This is a genomic window from Salinisphaera sp. PC39, from assembly GCF_040361335.1.
In the GTDB taxonomy this organism is placed as follows: Bacteria; Pseudomonadota; Gammaproteobacteria; order Nevskiales; family Salinisphaeraceae; genus APNM01.
The window spans coordinates 280,081-297,411 of the sequence record NZ_APNM01000001.1 but is presented as its reverse complement, the minus strand read 5'-3'; the positions used below and the strand labels follow the sequence as shown (position 1 = coordinate 297,411).

General features: G+C 67.2%; 17 protein-coding genes. 5 read left to right on the top strand and 12 right to left on the bottom strand.

Annotated features, from left to right (window positions below):
- The first annotated feature begins 109 nt into the window (after positions 1-109).
- From PC39_RS01415 to PC39_RS01405, 3 genes are read left to right on the top strand one after another with little or no spacing between them, the layout of a single operon-like run.
- Positions 110-868: an SDR family NAD(P)-dependent oxidoreductase gene (locus PC39_RS01415; protein ID WP_353251574.1), complete on the top strand. Its 759-nt coding sequence runs from the start codon at positions 110-112 to the stop codon at positions 866-868.
- On the top strand, positions 868-1,536 hold the full coding sequence (locus PC39_RS01410; protein WP_353251573.1) for a potassium channel family protein: 669 nt from the start codon (positions 868-870) through the stop codon (positions 1,534-1,536). Before PC39_RS01415 ends, PC39_RS01410 begins: the two co-directional genes overlap by 1 nt.
- Positions 1,533-2,993: a TrkH family potassium uptake protein gene (locus PC39_RS01405; protein ID WP_353251572.1), complete on the top strand. Its 1,461-nt coding sequence runs from the start codon at positions 1,533-1,535 to the stop codon at positions 2,991-2,993. The genes PC39_RS01410 and PC39_RS01405 overlap by 4 nt, the downstream gene beginning before the upstream one ends.
- 341 nt (positions 2,994-3,334) lie before the next feature.
- Here the strand turns inward: PC39_RS01405 and cysI are convergent, their stop codons facing one another.
- Both cysI and PC39_RS01395 read right to left on the bottom strand, forming a co-directional pair.
- Complete coding sequence (gene cysI / locus PC39_RS01400) at positions 3,335-5,044, bottom strand: assimilatory sulfite reductase (NADPH) hemoprotein subunit (RefSeq protein ID WP_353251571.1); 1,710 nt, start codon at positions 5,042-5,044, stop codon at positions 3,335-3,337.
- A 107-nt stretch (positions 5,045-5,151) separates the two neighbouring features.
- Complete coding sequence (locus PC39_RS01395; protein WP_502950836.1) at positions 5,152-6,984, bottom strand: assimilatory sulfite reductase (NADPH) flavoprotein subunit; 1,833 nt, start codon at positions 6,982-6,984, stop codon at positions 5,152-5,154.
- 160 nt (positions 6,985-7,144) lie between these two features.
- Here PC39_RS01395 and PC39_RS01390 point away from each other — a divergent pair, with 160 nt between their 5' ends.
- On the top strand, positions 7,145-7,771 hold the full coding sequence (locus tag PC39_RS01390) for a transglycosylase SLT domain-containing protein (protein WP_353251569.1): 627 nt from the start codon (positions 7,145-7,147) through the stop codon (positions 7,769-7,771).
- Positions 7,772-7,923: 152 nt separating this feature from the next.
- Here PC39_RS01390 and cyoE read toward each other — a convergent pair whose 3' ends face one another.
- The 4 genes from cyoE to PC39_RS01370 form a co-directional block, all read right to left on the bottom strand.
- Entirely contained in the window at positions 7,924-8,832 is a 909-nt protein-coding gene (gene cyoE, locus PC39_RS01385) for a heme o synthase (protein WP_353251568.1), read from the bottom strand.
- A complete protein-coding gene (locus PC39_RS01380) occupies positions 8,829-9,842 on the bottom strand; it encodes a COX15/CtaA family protein (protein ID WP_353251567.1) in 1,014 nt (337 codons plus the stop codon). The genes cyoE and PC39_RS01380 overlap by 4 nt, the downstream gene beginning before the upstream one ends.
- Positions 9,843-9,916: 74 nt before the next feature.
- Positions 9,917-10,480 carry a redox-active disulfide-containing membrane protein gene (locus tag PC39_RS01375; protein WP_353251566.1) on the bottom strand — a complete coding sequence of 188 codons (564 nt, stop codon included), beginning with the start codon at positions 10,478-10,480 and terminating at the stop codon, positions 9,917-9,919.
- A complete protein-coding gene (locus tag PC39_RS01370; RefSeq protein ID WP_353251565.1) occupies positions 10,464-11,195 on the bottom strand; it encodes an SURF1 family protein in 732 nt (243 codons plus the stop codon). Before PC39_RS01370 ends, PC39_RS01375 begins: the two co-directional genes overlap by 17 nt.
- Between PC39_RS01370 and PC39_RS01365 the strand changes: the two genes are divergently transcribed.
- On the top strand, positions 11,196-11,402 hold the full coding sequence (locus PC39_RS01365; protein ID WP_353251564.1) for a twin transmembrane helix small protein: 207 nt from the start codon (positions 11,196-11,198) through the stop codon (positions 11,400-11,402).
- Positions 11,403-11,459: 57 nt separating this feature from the next.
- Here PC39_RS01365 and PC39_RS01360 read toward each other — a convergent pair whose 3' ends face one another.
- The 6 genes from PC39_RS01360 to bioD form a co-directional block, all read right to left on the bottom strand.
- Positions 11,460-12,335: a cytochrome c oxidase subunit 3 gene (locus PC39_RS01360; protein WP_353251563.1), complete on the bottom strand. Its 876-nt coding sequence runs from the start codon at positions 12,333-12,335 to the stop codon at positions 11,460-11,462.
- A gap of 16 nt (positions 12,336-12,351) precedes the next feature.
- Complete coding sequence (locus PC39_RS01355; RefSeq protein WP_353251562.1) at positions 12,352-12,897, bottom strand: cytochrome c oxidase assembly protein; 546 nt, start codon at positions 12,895-12,897, stop codon at positions 12,352-12,354.
- Between the two features lie 93 nt (positions 12,898-12,990).
- Complete coding sequence (gene ctaD / locus PC39_RS01350; RefSeq protein ID WP_353251561.1) at positions 12,991-14,640, bottom strand: cytochrome c oxidase subunit I; 1,650 nt, start codon at positions 14,638-14,640, stop codon at positions 12,991-12,993.
- Between the two features lie 38 nt (positions 14,641-14,678).
- Complete coding sequence (coxB, locus tag PC39_RS01345; RefSeq protein WP_353251560.1) at positions 14,679-15,950, bottom strand: cytochrome c oxidase subunit II; 1,272 nt, start codon at positions 15,948-15,950, stop codon at positions 14,679-14,681.
- A gap of 26 nt (positions 15,951-15,976) precedes the next feature.
- Positions 15,977-16,465 carry a DUF2244 domain-containing protein gene (locus PC39_RS01340; RefSeq protein WP_353251559.1) on the bottom strand — a complete coding sequence of 163 codons (489 nt, stop codon included), beginning with the start codon at positions 16,463-16,465 and terminating at the stop codon, positions 15,977-15,979.
- A gap of 141 nt (positions 16,466-16,606) precedes the next feature.
- Positions 16,607-17,278, bottom strand: coding sequence for a dethiobiotin synthase (gene bioD / locus PC39_RS01335; RefSeq protein ID WP_353251558.1), 672 nt, complete (start codon positions 17,276-17,278; stop codon positions 16,607-16,609).
- Between the last annotated feature and the right edge of the window lie 53 nt (positions 17,279-17,331).

The window sequence follows — 17,331 nt, the reverse complement described above, 5'->3', positions numbered from 1 at the left end:
CCATCTTCGGATTCATGGCTGCTTCGATTCACCCCGATGCAGCGATTGGGACCACCGAGCCGGAATGAGCTAGAGTATCCGGCTCGCACATCGGCGGAACGGGGCACCCATGCCCGAGCGACAGCGGGCGCTGATCACCGGCGGCGGCAGCGGCATCGGTGCCGCCCTGGCCGACCATCTGGCGGAACGCGGCCTCGACGTGATCGTGACCGGACGCCGCCCCGCCGCGCTCGACGCGGTCTGCGGCCGCGCCCCGGAACGCATCGTCCCGGCGGTCGCCGACGTCGCCACGGCCGCGGGCCGCCGGACCCTGCTGGCGGCCGCCGGGGACGCCCCCGTGGACTACCTGGTGCACAACGCCGGCGTACTGTCGCCAGTCGCCCCCGTGGGCGATATCGACCCCGACGCCCTGCGCGACAACTTGGCGATCAACGTCGAGGCACCGCTGCTGCTCACCCAGACCCTGCTGCCGCGCCTGGCGGACCCGGCACGGGTGCTGCTGGTGTCCTCGGGGGCGGCACACCACCCGATCGCGGGCTGGAGCGCCTACTGCACGGCCAAGGCGGGCCTGGCGATGCTGGGGGAATGTCTCAACCTGGAACTCAACGGCCGCGGCGTATTGACCACCACGGCCCGGCCGGGCGTGGTGGACACGCCGATGCAGGCCGAAATCCGGGATCTGGACGAAACCGAGTTCCCCGGGGTCCGGCGCTTCCGCGAGCTGCACGCCGCCGGCGAACTGCGCGACCCGACCGAGGTCGCGGCCTTCCTGGCCTGGCTTCTCCTCGAATGCGGACCGGGCGCCTATCCGTCCCGGGAATGGGACATCGACGATCCGGACCACCAAAGCCTCTGGCGGGAGACCTGATGCATATCATCATCGTGGGCGCGGGCACGGTCGGCGACAGCCTCGCCGGCCTGGCCCTCAAGCTGGGCCACCAGGTGGTCGTGATCGAGGAGGACGAGACCCGCGCCGAGAACGCGGCCGAAAAGCACGACGCCCTGGTGCTGCACGCCGCCATCGCCGAGGCCGACATCATGGACGAGGCCGGCGCGCGCGACTGCAAGGCCCTGATCGCGACCACCGGCGACGATTCCACCAATCTCATGGCCATGGTCCTGGGGCAGGAATACGGCATCGAGACGCTGATCAGCACCGTCAACCACAAGTACCACGGCCGCCTATTCGAGCGGCTGGGCGTGCGCACGCTGGTCGATCCCGAGGTGATCGTGGCCCAGCACCTGCTCGACCTCGTGCTGCACCCCACCGCCGAGGACGTGACCACGCTGTCGGGACGCGAGCAGATCTACCACCTGCGGCTGGCGGCCGACTCCGGACTGGCCGACCGCGACTTCGGCGAACTCGAATCCGAGGGCCTGCTTCCCGAGGACGTCTACATCGTCTCCATCCACCGCGACGGCGAGGACTTCTTCCCGCGGACCGCCAGCCGGCTGCGGGCCGGCGACGAACTGATCGTGTTCGCGCGTCGCCCCCTGAGCGAGAAGTCCATACAACTGTTCACCGGGCACCGATGACACCCGGCGACGGTGCTCCGCTGGCGCGGGCCGGACCGGTCCTGCGCGGCATCGGCCTGCTGCTGCATGTGCCGGCGGTCATGGCGCTGCTGTCCCTGCCCGTGTGCCTGATCGGCGACGACGGCCGCGGCTGGCAGGCCCTGGCCGTGACGGCGGGCGTGGCCGTCGCGGCCGGCCAGGGCCTCTACTGGCTGTGTCGGGGGGCGCCCGAAACGCGGCGCCATCACGCCATGCTGATCGCGGCGCTGGCCTGGCTGGCCCTGTCCGCGGTCGGCGCCCTGCCCTTCCTGCTGGCGGGATCGGATATCGCGCCGCTGGACGCACTGTTCGAGTCCCTGTCGGCCCATACCGGCACCGGGCTGAGCGTGCTCGCGCCCCAGGAACTGCCCCACCTGCTGCAGTGGTGGCGCAGCCTCGCCCAATGGATCGGCGGCGTCGGCGTGATCGTGCTGCTGCTGGCCGTGCTGCCGCCCAACCGCGGCTCGCTGGAGCTGTACTATTCCGAGGGCCGCGAACAGAAGATCCGCCCCAACGTCACCGGCACGGTGCGCGCGATCTGGTCCCTGTACCTGGGCTACACGGCGGCCGCCGTGGGGCTGCTCTGGCTCGCGGGCGAACCCGCCTGGCGTGCCCTCAACCATGCCATGACCGCGATCGCCACCGGCGGCATGACCATCACCGGCGACAGCCTGGCCAGTGCCACGGACATCGCCAAGCTGGCCTACCTACCGATCCTGATCGCCGGCGCCACCAGCTTCGCGGTGCACTATCGGGTGTGGCGCGAGGGCCGGGTCGCCAGCGGCCTGTTCGGCGGTCTGGAGCAGCGTCTGGGCTGGGGGATACTGTTACTCGGCGTACCGCTGATCGTGTTCCAGAACCACTGGGCGGACGCCGACATCCCGGTGGTGGACAGCGCCCTGCAATGGATCTCCGCGGCGACCACCGCCGGCTTCCAGAGCGCCGACCTCGGCGAATGGCCATTGATCTCGGTGCTCTGGCTGCTGCCGGTGATGACCATCGGCGCCATGGCCGGCTCCACCGGCGGCGGCATCAAGCTGGCACGCCTGGCCATGCTCTACCGGGCGCTGCTCTGGTCGATCCGGACGATCGTGCGGCGGCCCCACGAGGTGCTGCGCTTCGTCTACGACGGCGAGGTGCTCGCCCGGGCCGACGCCGCCGCGCGCGTGCGCGCCGCCACGGTGCTCAGCATCGGCTGGGGCCTGCTGCTGTTCTGCGGCATCCTGGCGCTGGCGCAGGCGGCCCCCGGCTGGACCCTGGAACAGATCATCTTCGAGGCCGCCTCCGCCCAGAACAACGTCGGCCTGACCAGCGGCGTCACCGGTCCCGACGCCCCCGCCGGCGCCAAGATCGTGCTCATGCTGCTGATGTGGATGGGCCGCCTGGAGATCGTGCCCGCCATGGTGCTGCTGGCCCTGTTGCTGAATCGTGGCAAATGAACCACGGAGGCACAGGGGCACAGAGAGCTGGACTTTGCAGCATTAACACAGGGCGTGAAACGCGAACGCCCTATCCTCCATGTCCAGGCTCTCTCCCGCGGGCAAGGGAGAACGGGGAATCCCTTCTTGGCTGTTTACCTTGTTCATCGATCCGCCCATCGAACAAACGACGCATGCGGATCAATGACGCAGGCCAGGGATGTCCGGCCCGCGGCCGCAGGCCGCGAAGCGCCTGACAGAAACGGGCCGATCGGCGCGTACCAAATCCCGGAATGGATTTCGGGTCTTTGGCGAACGATTCAATAGCCTCTGTGCCTTTGTGACTCTGTGGTTAGGACTATTCAGAGGGCGGGGCCGACGTCGTCGTGGAAATCGCGGCCCTCGCGGGTGGCCTTGACGATGCCGGCGCGCACCACGAAATCCCCGAAACGCTCGCCGTCCTCGCGCTCCTCGGCGTAGCGGTGGATCATGGGCGTGAGCTCGGCCAGGATCTCGTCCTCGTCGATGTTCTCGCGATACAGCTTGTTCAGGCGGTCGCCGGTGAACGAAGCGCCCAGGTAGACGTTGTACTTGCCCGGCGCCTTGCCGGTGAACGCGATCTCGCCCAGGTAGGGGCGCGCGCAGCCGTTGGGGCAGCCGGTCATGCGGATCACGATGGGATCGTCCGCCAGGCCGGCCTCGCGCATGACGTCGTCCAGCTTGTCGATCAGCGACGGCAGGTAGCGCTCGCTCTCGGCCATCGCCAGGGCGCAGGTGGGGAAGGCCACGCAGGCCATGGACGCGCGCCGCAGGGCGGTGTTGCGCTCGCCGTTGTCCAGGTCGTACTTGTCGACCACCTGCTGGATGGCGTCCCTGGCCTCGGGCTTGACCTTGGCGATCACCAGGTTCTGGTTGCAGGTCACGCGGATCTCGCCCTCGTGGACCCGGGCCAGCTCGCGCATCGCCTCGGCCAACTTGTAGTCCTCGAAGTCGGCGATGCGGCCGTTCTCGATGAACAGCGTCAGGTGCCAGTCGCCGTCGTCGCCCTCGACCCAGCCGAAGCGGTCGCCGTTGCCGTGGAACTCGTAGGGGCGGGCTTCGCCGAGCTCGAAGCCCGTGCGCTTCACCAGCTCGGACGTCAGCCAGTCCACGCCGCGATCGTCGATGGTGTACTTGAAGCGGGCGTGCTTGCGCTCCACCCGGTCGCCGTAGTCGCGCTGGATGGTCACCAGCTTCTCGACCACGTCCAGCGTCTGGTCGGGGGTGCAGAAGCCGATCACGGTGCCCAGCCGCGGGTAGGTGGCGGGCTCGCCGTAGGTCGCGCCCATGCCGCCGCCGGCGGCGACGTTGAAGCCGACCAGCTCACCGTCCTCCACGATCGCGATCAGGCCGATGTCGTTGGCGAAGACGTCGCTGTCGTTCTCCGGCGGGATCGCGATCGCGATCTTGAACTTGCGCGGCATGTAGGTCTTGCCGTAGATCGGCTCGGCGTCCGGCTCGTCCGACGGCGGCGCGTCCAGCCACATCTCGTCGTAGGCGTGCGAGCGCCACATCAGGTGCTCGCTGATGCGCTTGGACCATTCGTGGACCTCGGCGTGCAACGCCGAACGGTGGGGGTTGGTATTGGCCACCACGTTGCGGTTGACGTCCCCGCAGCCGCCCTTGGCATCCAGGCCCGCCCGGTCCACCGCCTGCAGCAGCGGCTTGAGATTCCTCTTGAGCACGCCGTGGAACTGGAAGGTCTGACGGGTGGTCAGGCGCAGGGTGCCGTTGGCGTACTGGCGCGATATCTCGTCGAGCGCGAGCCACTGGTCCGGCGTGATCACGCCGCCGGGCAGGCGCAGCCGCACCATGAACTGGTAGTGCGGTTCCAGCTTCTGGTGCTTGCGCTCGGAACGCAGATCACGGTCGTCCTGCTGGTAGAAACCGTGGAACTTGGTCAACTGCGTGTCGGCATCCGCCAGGGCGCCGGTGATCTCATCGGCCAGACCCTCGGCGATGGTCCCGCGCAGGTAATTGCTGCGCTCCTTGATGTGCTCGACCTCGGAGTGTTCCGGCTTGATCTCGGGCATGGTTAGCAAAGTTTCCGGTTAGCGGTTTCCGGTTTCCGACGCGGCATGGTCGAGCAAGCGGTTTCCGCTTCTCGGGGAACCGCCATCTGGAAACCGGAAACTGACATTCAATACACGTCGCGCTGGTAGCGCTTCTCCTTCTGCAACCGCTTGACGTAGTCGGCGGCGGCATCGGCGTCCAGCCCGCCCTGATCGGCGACGATGTCGGTCAGGGCCTCGTGCACGTCGTGCGCCATGGCATTGGCGTCGCCGCACACGTAGAAGTAGGCGCCCTCCTCCAGCCAGGCGTACACATCGGCGGCACGCTCGCGCAGCCGGTGCTGGACATACTTTTTCTCCGCCTGGTCGCGGGAGAACGCCACGTCGATACGCGACAGCAGACCGTCCTTGCGCCAGCGCAGCCAGTCGGTCTGGTAATAGAAATCGGTCAGGAAATGCTGGGCGCCGAAGAACAGCCAGTTCTTGCCGCCGGCGCCGATCTCCTCGCGCTCCTCCAGGAAGGCACGGAACGGTGCCACGCCGGTGCCCGGCCCCACCATGATGATGGGCGCGTCCGGGTCCGACGGCAACTTGAAGTTCTTGTTGCGGTCGATGTACACCGGCACGCTGCCGTCCTCGCCCACGCGGTCGGCGAGCTGCGTCGAGGCCACGCCGCCGCGGCTGCGGCCGTGGGTCTCGTAACGCACCGCGGCCACCGTCAGGTGAACCTCGTCGGGATTGGCGCTGTGACTCGACGCGATCGAATACAGGCGCGGCGGCAACTTGCGCAGCAGGCGCACAAAGTCGGCGCCGGCCAGGCCCTTGACCGGGAAGTCCTCGACCAGATCCACGATATGGCGGCCGTCCATGTAGGCCAGAAGTTCGTCGCGGGCGTCGTCGGCGAGCAGCTTGTCCAACTTCGAGGACTCCGCCAGATGGGCGTATTTCTCGATGAAGGGCCGCGTCAGGGTGGTGATCTCGTACTGTCGGGTCAGGGCCTCGTGCAGCGGCACCTCCCCGTCCAGACCGGTCACCGTTTCGTCCGGGCTCAGGTCCAGGGTACCGATCAGCTCGTCGACCACCGCGGGATCGTTCTCCGGCAGGATGCCGAGCGAGTCGCCCGGCTCCCAGCTCATGCCGGAGTCTTCGGTGTCCAGCTCGATGTGGCGCACCTCCTTCTCGGAACCGCGGCCGTTGAGCACGATATTGTTCAACAGCTCGGCTCGGAAGGGGTTCTTGCGGGTGTACGGGTCCTTGTCCCCGCCCGCCGGCGCGCCGGCCCCCGGCATGGGCGTGACGGTCGGATGCGCGGTCGCGCTTTCCTCGACTTCCTTGCCGAAGACCTCGACCACCGCGTCGACCCAGCCCTCGGCGGCCTCGTCGTAATCCACGTCGCAATCCACGCGCTCGTGAACGCGCTCGGCGCCGAGCTGTGCGAGTTGGGCGTCGAAATCCTTGCCGGTCTGGCAGAAATGCTCGTAGCTGGTGTCGCCCAGGGCGAGCACGGAATACTTCAGCCCCTCCAGCTTGGGCGCCTTCTTGCCGTAGATGAACTCGTGCAGTTCCTCGGCGTTGTCGGGCGGATCGCCCTCGCCGTGGGTGGAGACCAGCACCACGAGGTTGGTCTCCTTCTTCAGGTCCTTGGGCTTGTAATCGGCCATGTCCACCAGGGTCACCGCGAGACCGCGGGACTCGGCCTTGGCCGCCAGGTCCTCGGCCACGCCCTCGGCGTTGCCGGTCTGGGAGCCGTAGAGCACGGTGAGCCTGGCGGACTCGCCCGCCTGCGCCGCCGGTTGGGCCGGCTGCGGCTGCTGTACCGCGCCCTCGGCCATCGAGGCGTTGATGCCCGCGAGATAGCCGCTGATCCAGGTAACCTGCATCGGCGTGAGCGACTCGATCAGGCGATTGAGTTGCTCCGCCTGCTCGGCGCTCAGCGGACTGGTATGTTCGGCGATCGGCATGGCCTTCATGGCAACATTCATATAATGGGGGTTCGGGGGCCGCAGAACCCGGCCTCTGCAACGACGGGCGCTAGGATAGCGGCATTCGGATATGTTGAAAACGTATTGCTGATTATTCTTTTATGATTTTTTGGACTAAGAAACCAGCGGGGCCGTCGATATGAGCATGCCGGTCCGGGGCCTCGCCCGCCGCCTGTGGCCGCTCGCCGCGGCCGCGTTGCTATCGGCCTGCGCCGCCACCGCACCCCCCGAGGAAACCAGCGATATCTGCGAGATCTTCCGCGAGAAGGACGGCTGGTACGAAGAGGCCAAGGCCGCGGCGGACCGCTGGGGCACGCCGATCCAGGTCCAGCTCGCCATCATCCACCAGGAATCCAGTTTCCACGGCAAGGCCAAGCCGCCGCGCAACCGCCTTCTCTGGGTGATCCCCTGGACCCGCAGTTCCTCCGCCTACGGCTATACGCAGGCCCTGGATTCGACCTGGGACTGGTACAAGCGCGAATCCGGCAACGGCTGGGCCTCGCGCGACGACTTCGGCGACGCCGCCGACTTCGTGGCCTGGTACGCCAACGTCTCGAACCGGATGCTGGGCATCTCCAAGTGGGACGCCTACAGCCAATACCTCGCGTACCACGAGGGTCAGACCGGCTTCGAACGCGGCACCTATGCCGGCAAGACCTGGCTCAAGCGTGTCGCCAATCGCGTACAGGCCCGCGCCGAGCGCTACGGCGGCCAGTTGCGCGGCTGCCGCGAGGAGCTTGAAAGCGGCGGCTGGTGGCCGTTCTGATAAAAATCCAGCCAACCACAGAGACACAGAGCACACAGAGTCAAGAAAGCGGCCAAAAGCCAAAGGGCAAAAAGTTCGCACCCTTCGTATTCTTTTGGTTCTAGATTCTTACTCTCTCTGTGTCCTCTGTGCCTCTGTGGTTCATTCCCCGGTTATCCGTAGAGAACGGGAATGTGGTGGTCGACCAGCAGCAGCGTGAAGATCGCCATCAGGTAGATGATGGAGTAGCCGAAGGTGCGCATCGCGAGGCCCGGCACGGGCGCGAACTTCAGGCGCACGGCGTAGTAGAGGAACCAGCCGCCCAGGGCCAGTGCTCCCAGCAGGTAGAGCGGCCCGCTCATGCCCACCGCGAACGGCAGCACGCTCACCGCCACCAGCAATACCGTGTACAGCAGGACCTGGGTGCGGGTGTATTCCAGGCCGTGGGTGACCGGGAGCATCGGGATATCCACCTCGGCGTACTCGCGGTGACGCTCGATCGCCAGCGCCCAGAAGTGCGGCGGCGTCCAGATGAACACGATCAGGAACAGCAACAGGGAGTGCGGGTCGATGGTGCCGGTCACGGCGCTCCAGCCCAGCACCGGCGGCGCGGCGCCGGCGGCGCCGCCGATCACGATGTTCTGCGGCGTGGCCCGCTTCAGGTAGAGGGTGTAGATACCCGCATAGCCGACCAGGGTGAGCAACGTCAGCCAGGCGGTCAGGGGGTTCACCAGCTCGTGCAGGATCGCCATGCCGGCCAGGCCGAGGACGACGGCGAAGGTCACCGACTCCGGCATGCCCAGGTTGCCGGTGACCAGCGGGCGCCCGCAGGTGCGCGCCATGCGGGCGTCGGCCTGCCGGTCCAGGATCTGGTTGACGGCCGCGGCGGAGGCGGCCATCAGACCGATACCGGCGGTGCCGAACAGCGAGGGCCCCAGGGGCACGAGGCCCGGCGTCGCCAGGAACATGCCCACGATCGCGGTGAACACGATAAGCATCACCACGCGCGGCTTGCACAACTCGTAATAGTCGGCGAGCCGGCGCGAGAGGGGGCGTGCCAGATCGATGGAGCGTACGCTCACGGCCGCACCCCCGGCGCGGTGCCGGCCCAGGCTGCATGATTGATGGCCATAACCGTCAATAATAACAGGGCGGCGCCCCCGTTGTGGGCCACGGCCACGGCCAGCGGCAGGTGCGCCACCACGGTCGTCACGCCCAGGGCGATCTGCAGGCACAACGCCGCCACCAGCAGGCCGCCCAGCAGGCGCCAGCGGCCGTCGAGGCGACCGCGGGCGAACGCGACGGCGGCCACCCCGAGTAGAACGACGGCCGTGACCAGGGCGCCGATGCGATGAGTCAGGTGGATGGTCGCGCGCGGCACGCTGTCGAGTATCCCGTACTCGTAATTGATGCCGAGCCCGTGCCACAGGGTGAAGGCGGTGGCGAAATCGGTCTCCGGCCACCAGGCGCGCTGGCAGGTCGGAAAATCCGGACAGGCCAGCGCCGCGTAATTCGTCGACGTCCAGGCGCCCAGGAATATCTGGCATATCAGGACCGCCAGACCCACGCCCGCCGCCGCGCGCAGGCCGCGGCCAGCGCTCGCCGCCAACCGCAGATGCCCGCCTTGGCGCAGCAGCATCAGCAGCAACAGCGCCAACACGGTCATGCCACCCAACAGGTGGGCCGTGACCACCAACGGTTTGAGTAGCAGGGTGACGGTCCACATCCCGAGCACCGCCTGGAACACGACCACGCCCAGAAGCAGCGTGGCCAGGGACCGTTGCCGGACCGTCTCCCGCCGCAGCCACGCCATGCCCGCCAGTGCCAGGATCAGGAGCCCCAGGGTACCCGCCAGATACCGGTGCACCATCTCCTTCCAGGCCTTGCCGGTCTCCACGGGACGCTCCGGGAATGCCTGATTGGCGGCGTCGACGGCTTCCCGATGGCCGGGCACCCCGATGTGCCCGTAGCAACCCGGCCAGTCGGGACAGCCGAGCCCGGCGTCCGACAGCCGCACATAGGCGCCCACCGTGACCACCACGAAACACAGGGCCACGGCGAGCAGGGTGATGCGGTAAAAGCTAGTGTTCATGCGAAACGACCGTGAATCGTGAGGCGTGATTCATGATTCGTGTCCCGTTCCAATCACGAATCACCAATCACCAGTCACCCTATGTGTGACAGCTTCAGCAGGTGCTTGATGTCCTTGAACAGGCCGTCGGCGTCGACCGGCGCCGGATAGGTCAATACCCAATTACCCAGCGGATCGACCACGAACACCGTGCCGGGGGCCTGGTCGCCCAATGTCTCGCGCAGTGCCCTACCGCCGCGGTACACGGCCAGATCCGGGTGGTCCTCGATCGGCGGGACCGTACCGCCGTCAGCGAGCACCAGGACACGCTGCACGCGCGTGGAGCGGCGATGCAGCAGAGCCCGCACCTGCCGGGTGGTGGCCAATCCGTCCTGGCAGGCGTCGCCGCAGCGCTCGCCGGTGACCTGCAGGAAGGTCCACTGTTCCGCGAACGCCGGCAGTTCGGCCGTACCGGCGGCCGGCTCGAGCCCCTTCCCGGACAGGGGAACGGCCGGCTCGTTGAGTTCGCCGTGGTGCGTGCGGCCACCCGGCGCCTGTCCCGGGAACGCCGTATAGAGCAGCCATGCCGCGGCCAGGGGGCCGATGAACAACAATGCCACGGCCAGGATCTTGAGCCGCGCTTTAGTGCTTGCCTGCATTGTCTCTTTCCGTATTCAGAACCAAGAACAGCGCCAGCAAGGCCAGCGCCAGGGCATACCACTGGGCCGCATAGCCGTAGTGGCGCATCGGCGGCAGGCCCGCGTCGTCCCAGTCCCGCGGGAATCCGCCGGCGGCATCCTCGGCCAGGAGCAGCAGACCGTCCGCGACCGTCGCGTCGGGGAACTGACAGGCCACCTGTCCGTGGTCGGGGTAATTCAACACCCGCGGCCACGCCGTCTGTGCGCACGCGTCCGGGGCGGCGAGCCGCAGCCCCGGCTCGGGCAGGGCCCGCCAGATGCCGTACGCCGTGACCATCCCCGCCGGTGCCTCGGGCTGCGCGGGATTCGATCGGTCGCGTCCCATCGGGACCCAGCCCCGATCCACCAGCACCAGACGGCCGTCATCGAGCCGCAGCGGCGTCCATACCCGATAGCCGACCCGATCCTCCCATACCTGGTTGTCGAGCAGGAGCTGGCGATCGGTCAGATAGCGCCCGCGCACCCGTACCGTCTCGCCGTAGGCCGAAGCGGGGTCGTCGGCGGGCAGGGCCCGCGGCTCGGCTTGGCGTGCCGCGGCACGCTCGGCTAACATGCGTTCCTTGGCCTGTCCCCGCTGAACCTGCCACGTGCCCAGCCACAACAGCAGCCCCAGGGCGGGGACGATCACCACCCACGCCCACAGGGGCGGGTCGAACCGCAACGCGCCTAGACGCATATGACCACATCCGTCATCGTCGCCTTTCTCTTCGGCATCGTCGCCGCATTGCTGGCCGGGATGGTATTCCTGGTCAAGGACAATGGCTCGCGGCGACGGACCGTCGGCGCGCTGACGCTGCGCATCGGCCTGTCACTGGCCCTGATCGCCTTCCTGGTGGCGGGCTATCTCTTCGGCTGGATACAGCCTCACGGCGTCACGCCGTGATTCGTGATTGGTGATTCGCTGGAAGCGCCGACCGCCAATCACGAATCACGAGTCACCTCACAAAATGTAGACGAAGACGAACAGGCCGAGCCAGACCACGTCCACGAAGTGCCAATACCAGGCCACGGCCTCGAAACCGAAATGGTTCTCGGCCGAGAAATGTCCCGCGATACAGCGCAGCAGGATCACCAGCAGCATGATCGTGCCCAGCGTGACGTGCGCGCCGTGGAAGCCGGTGAGCATGAAGAAGGTCGAACCGTAGATGCCCGAACTCAGGGTCAGGTTCAGGTCCTGGTAGGCGTGGATGTACTCCTCCGCCTGGAAGAACAGGAAGATCGCACCCAGGGCCACGGTGGCCGCCAGCCCAAGATTCAGCTTGAGCCGGTTGTTCTCCTTGAGCCCCCAGTGCGCGATCGTGATGGTCACGCCCGAGGTCAACAGGATGATCGTGTTCAGGAACGGCACGCCCCACGGCGGAATGGTATCGAAGGTACCGCCCACGTTGCCCGGGCCATTGGTCGGCCAGGCCGCCTCGAAGCCTTCCCAGAGATAAGCGTTGGTGGTGAACTCGCTGCCCTCGCCGGCCAGCCACGGCACCGACAGCATGCGCGCGTAGAACAGGGCGCCGAAGAAGGCACCGAAGAACATCACCTCGGAGAAGATGAACCAGGACATGGCCCAGCGGAAGGTCATCTCCTCCTGGTGGCCGTAGGCCCCGGCCTGGTTCTCGCGGATCACGCCGCGGAACCAGATGAAGGTCATCACCAGGATCAGCGCGAGCCCGGCCGCGAAGATGTACGGGCCCACGGTCTCGGCGCCGTTCAGCCAGCTCGCCAGGCCGAGGGCGAACGTGAACATGGCAATGGTCATCACGAACGGCCAGGCGCTCGGTTCCGGGACGTAATACTTGTGTTGCTCGGTCTGGGTCGCCATGAGCGTTTCTTCCTCTCTACCGGGACGCGAGTTGGGTGGCGTCGAAGAACGTATAGGACAGGTTGATGGTATCCACGTATTCGGGCAGATCCGGGTCGACCACGAAGCGCATCGGCATCACCCGGCTCTCGTCGGCCGCCAGGGGCTGCCGGTCAAAACAGAAGCACTCGGTCTTGCGCAGATAGCCCGCGGCATCGGCCGGCCGCACGCTGGGCACGGCCTGACCGACCATGTCGCGGCCGGAGTCGTTGCGCACCCGGAACTCGACGGTCGACAGCTCGCCGGGATGCACCTCCACCTTGCGCTCCACGGCCTCGAAGCCCCAGGCCATGCCCGCGTTGACCGTGGTCACGAACTGGACGGTCACGGTCCGGGCCTCGTCGACGCCGTAGTCGATCTCGCCGGCCTCGGTCAGCATCGCGCTGTTCTTGCCGTTGAGGCCGGTGATGTCGCAGAGCATGTCGTAGAGCGGCACCAGCGCGAAGCCGAAGCCGAACATCGCCACGACCGCCAGCGAGAGCTGGAACAGCAGGTGCCGGTTACCGCGCTTGGCGTCGGTCATTTCGACCCCATGACGATGAAGAACGCGACATAGAACCCGATGGCCACCGCCAGCAGCACCAGCGCCGTGATCACGTTCCGCTTCTTCGGCTCGTTAGGCATGCTGCTCCGCCGCCGAGGTCACTTCCTTCGGATCGATCTTCGGCGGGGTCTCGAAGGTGTGATACGGCGCCGGCGACGGCACGGTCCACTCCAGGCCCCGGGCGCCTTCCCAGACGCGGTCGGTGGCCGCCTGCCCCTTGCCGCGCATGCACTGGATCATGTTGTAGGCGAACGGGAACTGACCGATGAAGAACATGAACGCGCCCACCGACGACACCATGTTGAAGTCGGCGAACTGGGTCGAGTAGTCCGGGATCCGGCGCGGCATGCCGGCCAGGCCCAGGAAGTGCTGCGGGAAGAACAGCACGTTGATCCAGACCGTGCTCCACCAGAAGTGGAACTGGCCGAGCTTCTCGTTGTACATCACGCCGGTCCACTTCGGGATCCAGTAGTAGATCGCCGCGATGATCGAGAACAGCGCGCCGGGCACCAGCACGTAGTGGAAGTGCGCGACCACGAAATAGGAATCGTGGTACTGGAAGTCCACCGGCGTGATCGCCAGCATCAGGCCGGAGAAGCCGCCGATGGTGAACAGGAACACGAAGCCCAGCGCGAACAGCATGGGGGTCTCGAAGCTCATGGAGCCGCGCCACATGGTCGCCACCCAGTTGAACACCTTCACGCCCGTGGGCACGGCGATCAGCATGGTGGAGAACATGAAGAACAGCTCGCCGGCCACCGGCATGCCCACGGTGAACATGTGGTGGGCCCAGACGATGAACGACAGGAACGCGATCGACGCGGTGGCGTACACCATGGAGTCATAGCCGAACAGCGGCTTGCGCGCGAACGTCGGGATGATCATGGAGATAATCCCGAACGCCGGCAGGATCATGATGTAGACCTCGGGATGCCCGAAGAACCAGAAGATGTGCTGGTACATCACCGGGTCGCCGCCGCCGGCCGCCGAGAAGAACGACGTGCCGAAGTAGCGATCGGTGAGCAGCATAGTCACGGCACCCGCCAGGACCGGCATCACCGCGATCAGCAGGTAGGCGGTGATCAGCCAGGTCCACACGAACAGCGGCATCTTGAGCAGGGTCATGCCCGGCGCGCGCATGTTCAGGATGGTGACCACCACGTTGATGGCGCCCGTGATCGACGACACGCCCATCATGTGGATGGCCAGGATCATCAACGGCAGCGAGTCGCCGGACTGCAGCACCAGCGGCGGATACATGGTCCAGCCCGCCGCCGGCGCGCCGGAGTCGATGAACAGGGTCGACAGCAGCAGCGTGAACGCGAACGGCAGGATCCAGAAACCCCAGTTGTTCACGCGCGGCAGCGCCAGGTCGGAGCAGCCGATCATCATCGGCACCATCCAGTTCGCCAGCCCGACGAAGCCCGGCATGATGCCGCCGAAGATCATCACCAGCGCGTGCAGGGTGATCATCTGGTTGTAGAACTCGGGATCCACGTACTGGATGCCGGGCGCGAACAGCTCGGCCCGGATCACCAGCGACATCAGGCCGCCGATGAACAGCATCGTGAACGAGAACACCAGGTACAGGGTGCCCAGGTCCTTGTGATTCGTGGTGCTGATCCAGCGCATGCACCACTTGAAGAACCCGTCCTTCAGGGTGACCGGCCCGTGGTGGTGGTGATCGTCATGGTGCGTATCGGCGGGATTGACGGTGCTCATCGTTTGCTACTCCTGAATCCTCGTTGCCGGCCGGCGGCTCAGCGCTTGGCCGCGATGTCGGCGGGCTGGATCACGTCGCCGGTGTCGTTGCCGAACGCGTTGCGCTCGTAGGTCACCACGGCGGCGATCTCGGTATCCGACAGCGTGTTGCGATACGGCGGCATGGCGTTCTTGCCGTTCAGCACCTGATCGATGTGGACGGCGACATCGCCGGTGGCGACCGCACTGCCCTTCATCGCCGGGAAGCCGGCCGCCGCCATGCCGGAGCCGTCGGCCTGGTGGCAGGCGGCGCACTGCGCCTTGTAGACCTGCTCACCCTGGCTCATCAGCTCGTCCTTGGACAGCTCGGCGGGCGCCGCGGCGGATTCGGCCTCCGCCTTCGCATCGGCCGGCTCGCCGGCGGGTGCCTCCGTCTCGGCCGTCCCCGCATCGGTGGCGGTTCCGGCATCGGCGGCGCCGGAGGCGTCCGCCACCTGCCGGGCGTCGGCCGGCAACGCGCCGCCCTGCTCGGCCACCCAGGCCTGGAACTCCTCCTGGGACACGACCTCGACCACGATCGGCATGAAGCCGTGACCGCGACCGCAGAGCTCGGCGCACTGACCGCGGTACACGCCGGTCTCCTCGGCGCGGAACCACATCTCGTTGATGTAGCCGGGGATGGCGTCCTTCTTGCCGCCCAGCTCCGGCACCCACCAGGCGTGGATCACGTCGTTGGAGGTGAGCAGTATCCGGACTTTCTTGTCCACCGGCACCACGACGCGGTTGTCGACGTCCAGCAGGTAGTTCTCGACCGAGGAGGGCTGCATGCCGGAATCGAGTTGCCGGACCTGATTGCTCAGGTTGTCGAGCCGGCTGAAGAAACTGACGTCGTGATCCAGGTACTCGTACTGCCAGAGCCACTGGTAGCCGGTGACCTTGATCGTGAGGTCGGAATTGCGGGTGTCCTCCATGCGGATCAGCGTGCCGGCGGCCGGGATGGCCATGCCGATCAGCACCAGGAACGGCAGCACGGTCCACACGATCTCCACCGTGGTCGACTCGTGGAACTGGGCCGCCTTGGCGCCGCGCGATTTCCGGTGGGCGTAGATGGAGTAGATCATCACGCCGAACACGCCGACACCGATGACCACGCAAATCCAGAAGATCAGCATGTGCAGGTCGTAGACCTCGCGGCTGATCGCGGTCACGCCCTGCGGCATGTTCAGTTCCCACGCCGCCCGCGCCGGCGCCGCCGCCAGCAGCCCCGCCGTCGCGGCCATGACGGTCCGCAGGGTCGGTCTGCGCGGCATCTCTGTCTTGTTCTCGGCCATGCGTACTCTCTAGATTGCGTAACGGTTCAAACGCGCCCGGCGTCGGGGCGTACCCAGCGACGCAGCCGCGCGGCCACCTCTTCCCGCTCGTCGTCGGTGAGGCAGCGGCCCAGCTCGCACCCGCGCCCGCTGCTGGTCATCAGCAGCCGCGTCGGGCTGTTGCGGTTCGGCCCCGATTCGAGCCGGACCTGCAACCAAGCGCGCTGGAATATCCAGCGGCGCTCCGGGCGCCGGTGTCCCGCCTCCACGCGGACATACTCGTCGTCCACCGACACCACTTCACGATAGCTATTGCCGCGCATGCTCCACCAGAGCCCCGCGGCCAGGGCGAGCATCTCCAGTCCCGCGAACGGCAGCACCACCCAGAAGCCGTGCCAGGTGAGCAGCCCCGCGATCCCGAACGAAACGGCACACATCGAGGCCAGGAAAGCCGCCGCCCAACGCGGCGTGAGCGACGCGTTGGGGCGGATGACGAGACGTTTCTCCGTCCCGTTCGGTGCCTGTTCGTCGGACACCCGTGCATCTCCTTGGGACGACCGTCGTGCCGCCCCCTCGCCCGGCCGGATTTTATGCGAAGGCCAGGAAGCCTGGCAAACCGACGGGCCGCCCGGGACTCCCGTCGGGCGCCGGCCGGCATCCGTTCCCGGGCGGCGGCGTCACCCTGATATACGCCTCAGGAGCGTATCCAGATCAAAGGGTTGCGCCATCCCGCCATCATCGTCGAACACGGCCAGCGGCGGCGCCCCCAGCCACGCCTCCAGGCTGGCGATATTGTCCGACAATCGCGGCTGGCGCGGCGGCAGGCAGTTCGCGACCCAACCCAGCAGCGGCGCGGCGCGCGCGATCGACTCGGCCGACAGCCGGGCATGGTTCAGGCACCCCAGGCGCATACCCACCACGAGCAGGACCGGCCAGGCGCGCTCCGCCACCAGGGCCGGGAAATCGAGGGCCGGCCCCAGGGGCACCGTCCAGCCACCGGCGCCCTCGATCACCACCAGGTCCGCCTCCGCGGCCAGGGCCGCATGACAGGCCGCGATGCGCGCGGGATCGACCGTGACGCCCTCGTCCGCCGCCGCCAGGTGCGGCGCGATCGGATCGCGCAATGCGTAGGGATTGACCGTGGCGTAATCCCAGTCCCGCCCCGAGGCCGCGATCAGCGCCTCGGCATCCTCATTGCGCCGGCCCGCGGCGGTGTCCTCGCAGCCGGCCGCCACCGGCTTGAACGGCGCCACCCGCAGGCCCGCCGCGGCGGCCGCGCGCACCAGGCCGCAGGCCACGTGCGTCTTGCCGATCTCGGTATCGGTACCGGCGATGAAAACCGTCTTCATCGATGACTAACCACAGAGACACAGAGGCACAGAGTGGCGATCTCGAAAGCAAC

Bases quoted from the DNA above. Each gene is read 5' to 3' on its own strand.
- PC39_RS01415 (WP_353251574.1), top strand. From the start codon at position 110: ATGCCCGAGCGACAGCGGGCGCTGATCACCGGCGGCGGCAGCGGCATC.
- PC39_RS01410 (WP_353251573.1), top strand. From the start codon at position 868: ATGCATATCATCATCGTGGGCGCGGGCACGGTCGGCGACAGCCTCGCC.
- PC39_RS01405 (WP_353251572.1), top strand. From the start codon at position 1,533: ATGACACCCGGCGACGGTGCTCCGCTGGCGCGGGCCGGACCGGTCCTG.
- cysI (WP_353251571.1), bottom strand. From the start codon at position 5,044: ATGCCCGAGATCAAGCCGGAACACTCCGAGGTCGAGCACATCAAGGAG.
- PC39_RS01395 (WP_502950836.1), bottom strand. From the start codon at position 6,984: ATGCCGATCGCCGAACATACCAGTCCGCTGAGCGCCGAGCAGGCGGAG.
- PC39_RS01390 (WP_353251569.1), top strand. From the start codon at position 7,145: ATGAGCATGCCGGTCCGGGGCCTCGCCCGCCGCCTGTGGCCGCTCGCC.
- PC39_RS01380 (WP_353251567.1), bottom strand. From the start codon at position 9,842: ATGAACACTAGCTTTTACCGCATCACCCTGCTCGCCGTGGCCCTGTGT.
- PC39_RS01375 (WP_353251566.1), bottom strand. From the start codon at position 10,480: ATGCAGGCAAGCACTAAAGCGCGGCTCAAGATCCTGGCCGTGGCATTG.
- PC39_RS01370 (WP_353251565.1), bottom strand. From the start codon at position 11,195: ATGCGTCTAGGCGCGTTGCGGTTCGACCCGCCCCTGTGGGCGTGGGTG.
- PC39_RS01365 (WP_353251564.1), top strand. From the start codon at position 11,196: ATGACCACATCCGTCATCGTCGCCTTTCTCTTCGGCATCGTCGCCGCA.
- PC39_RS01360 (WP_353251563.1), bottom strand. From the start codon at position 12,335: ATGGCGACCCAGACCGAGCAACACAAGTATTACGTCCCGGAACCGAGC.
- PC39_RS01355 (WP_353251562.1), bottom strand. From the start codon at position 12,897: ATGACCGACGCCAAGCGCGGTAACCGGCACCTGCTGTTCCAGCTCTCG.
- ctaD (WP_353251561.1), bottom strand. From the start codon at position 14,640: ATGAGCACCGTCAATCCCGCCGATACGCACCATGACGATCACCACCAC.
- coxB (WP_353251560.1), bottom strand. From the start codon at position 15,950: ATGGCCGAGAACAAGACAGAGATGCCGCGCAGACCGACCCTGCGGACC.
- bioD (WP_353251558.1), bottom strand. From the start codon at position 17,278: ATGAAGACGGTTTTCATCGCCGGTACCGATACCGAGATCGGCAAGACG.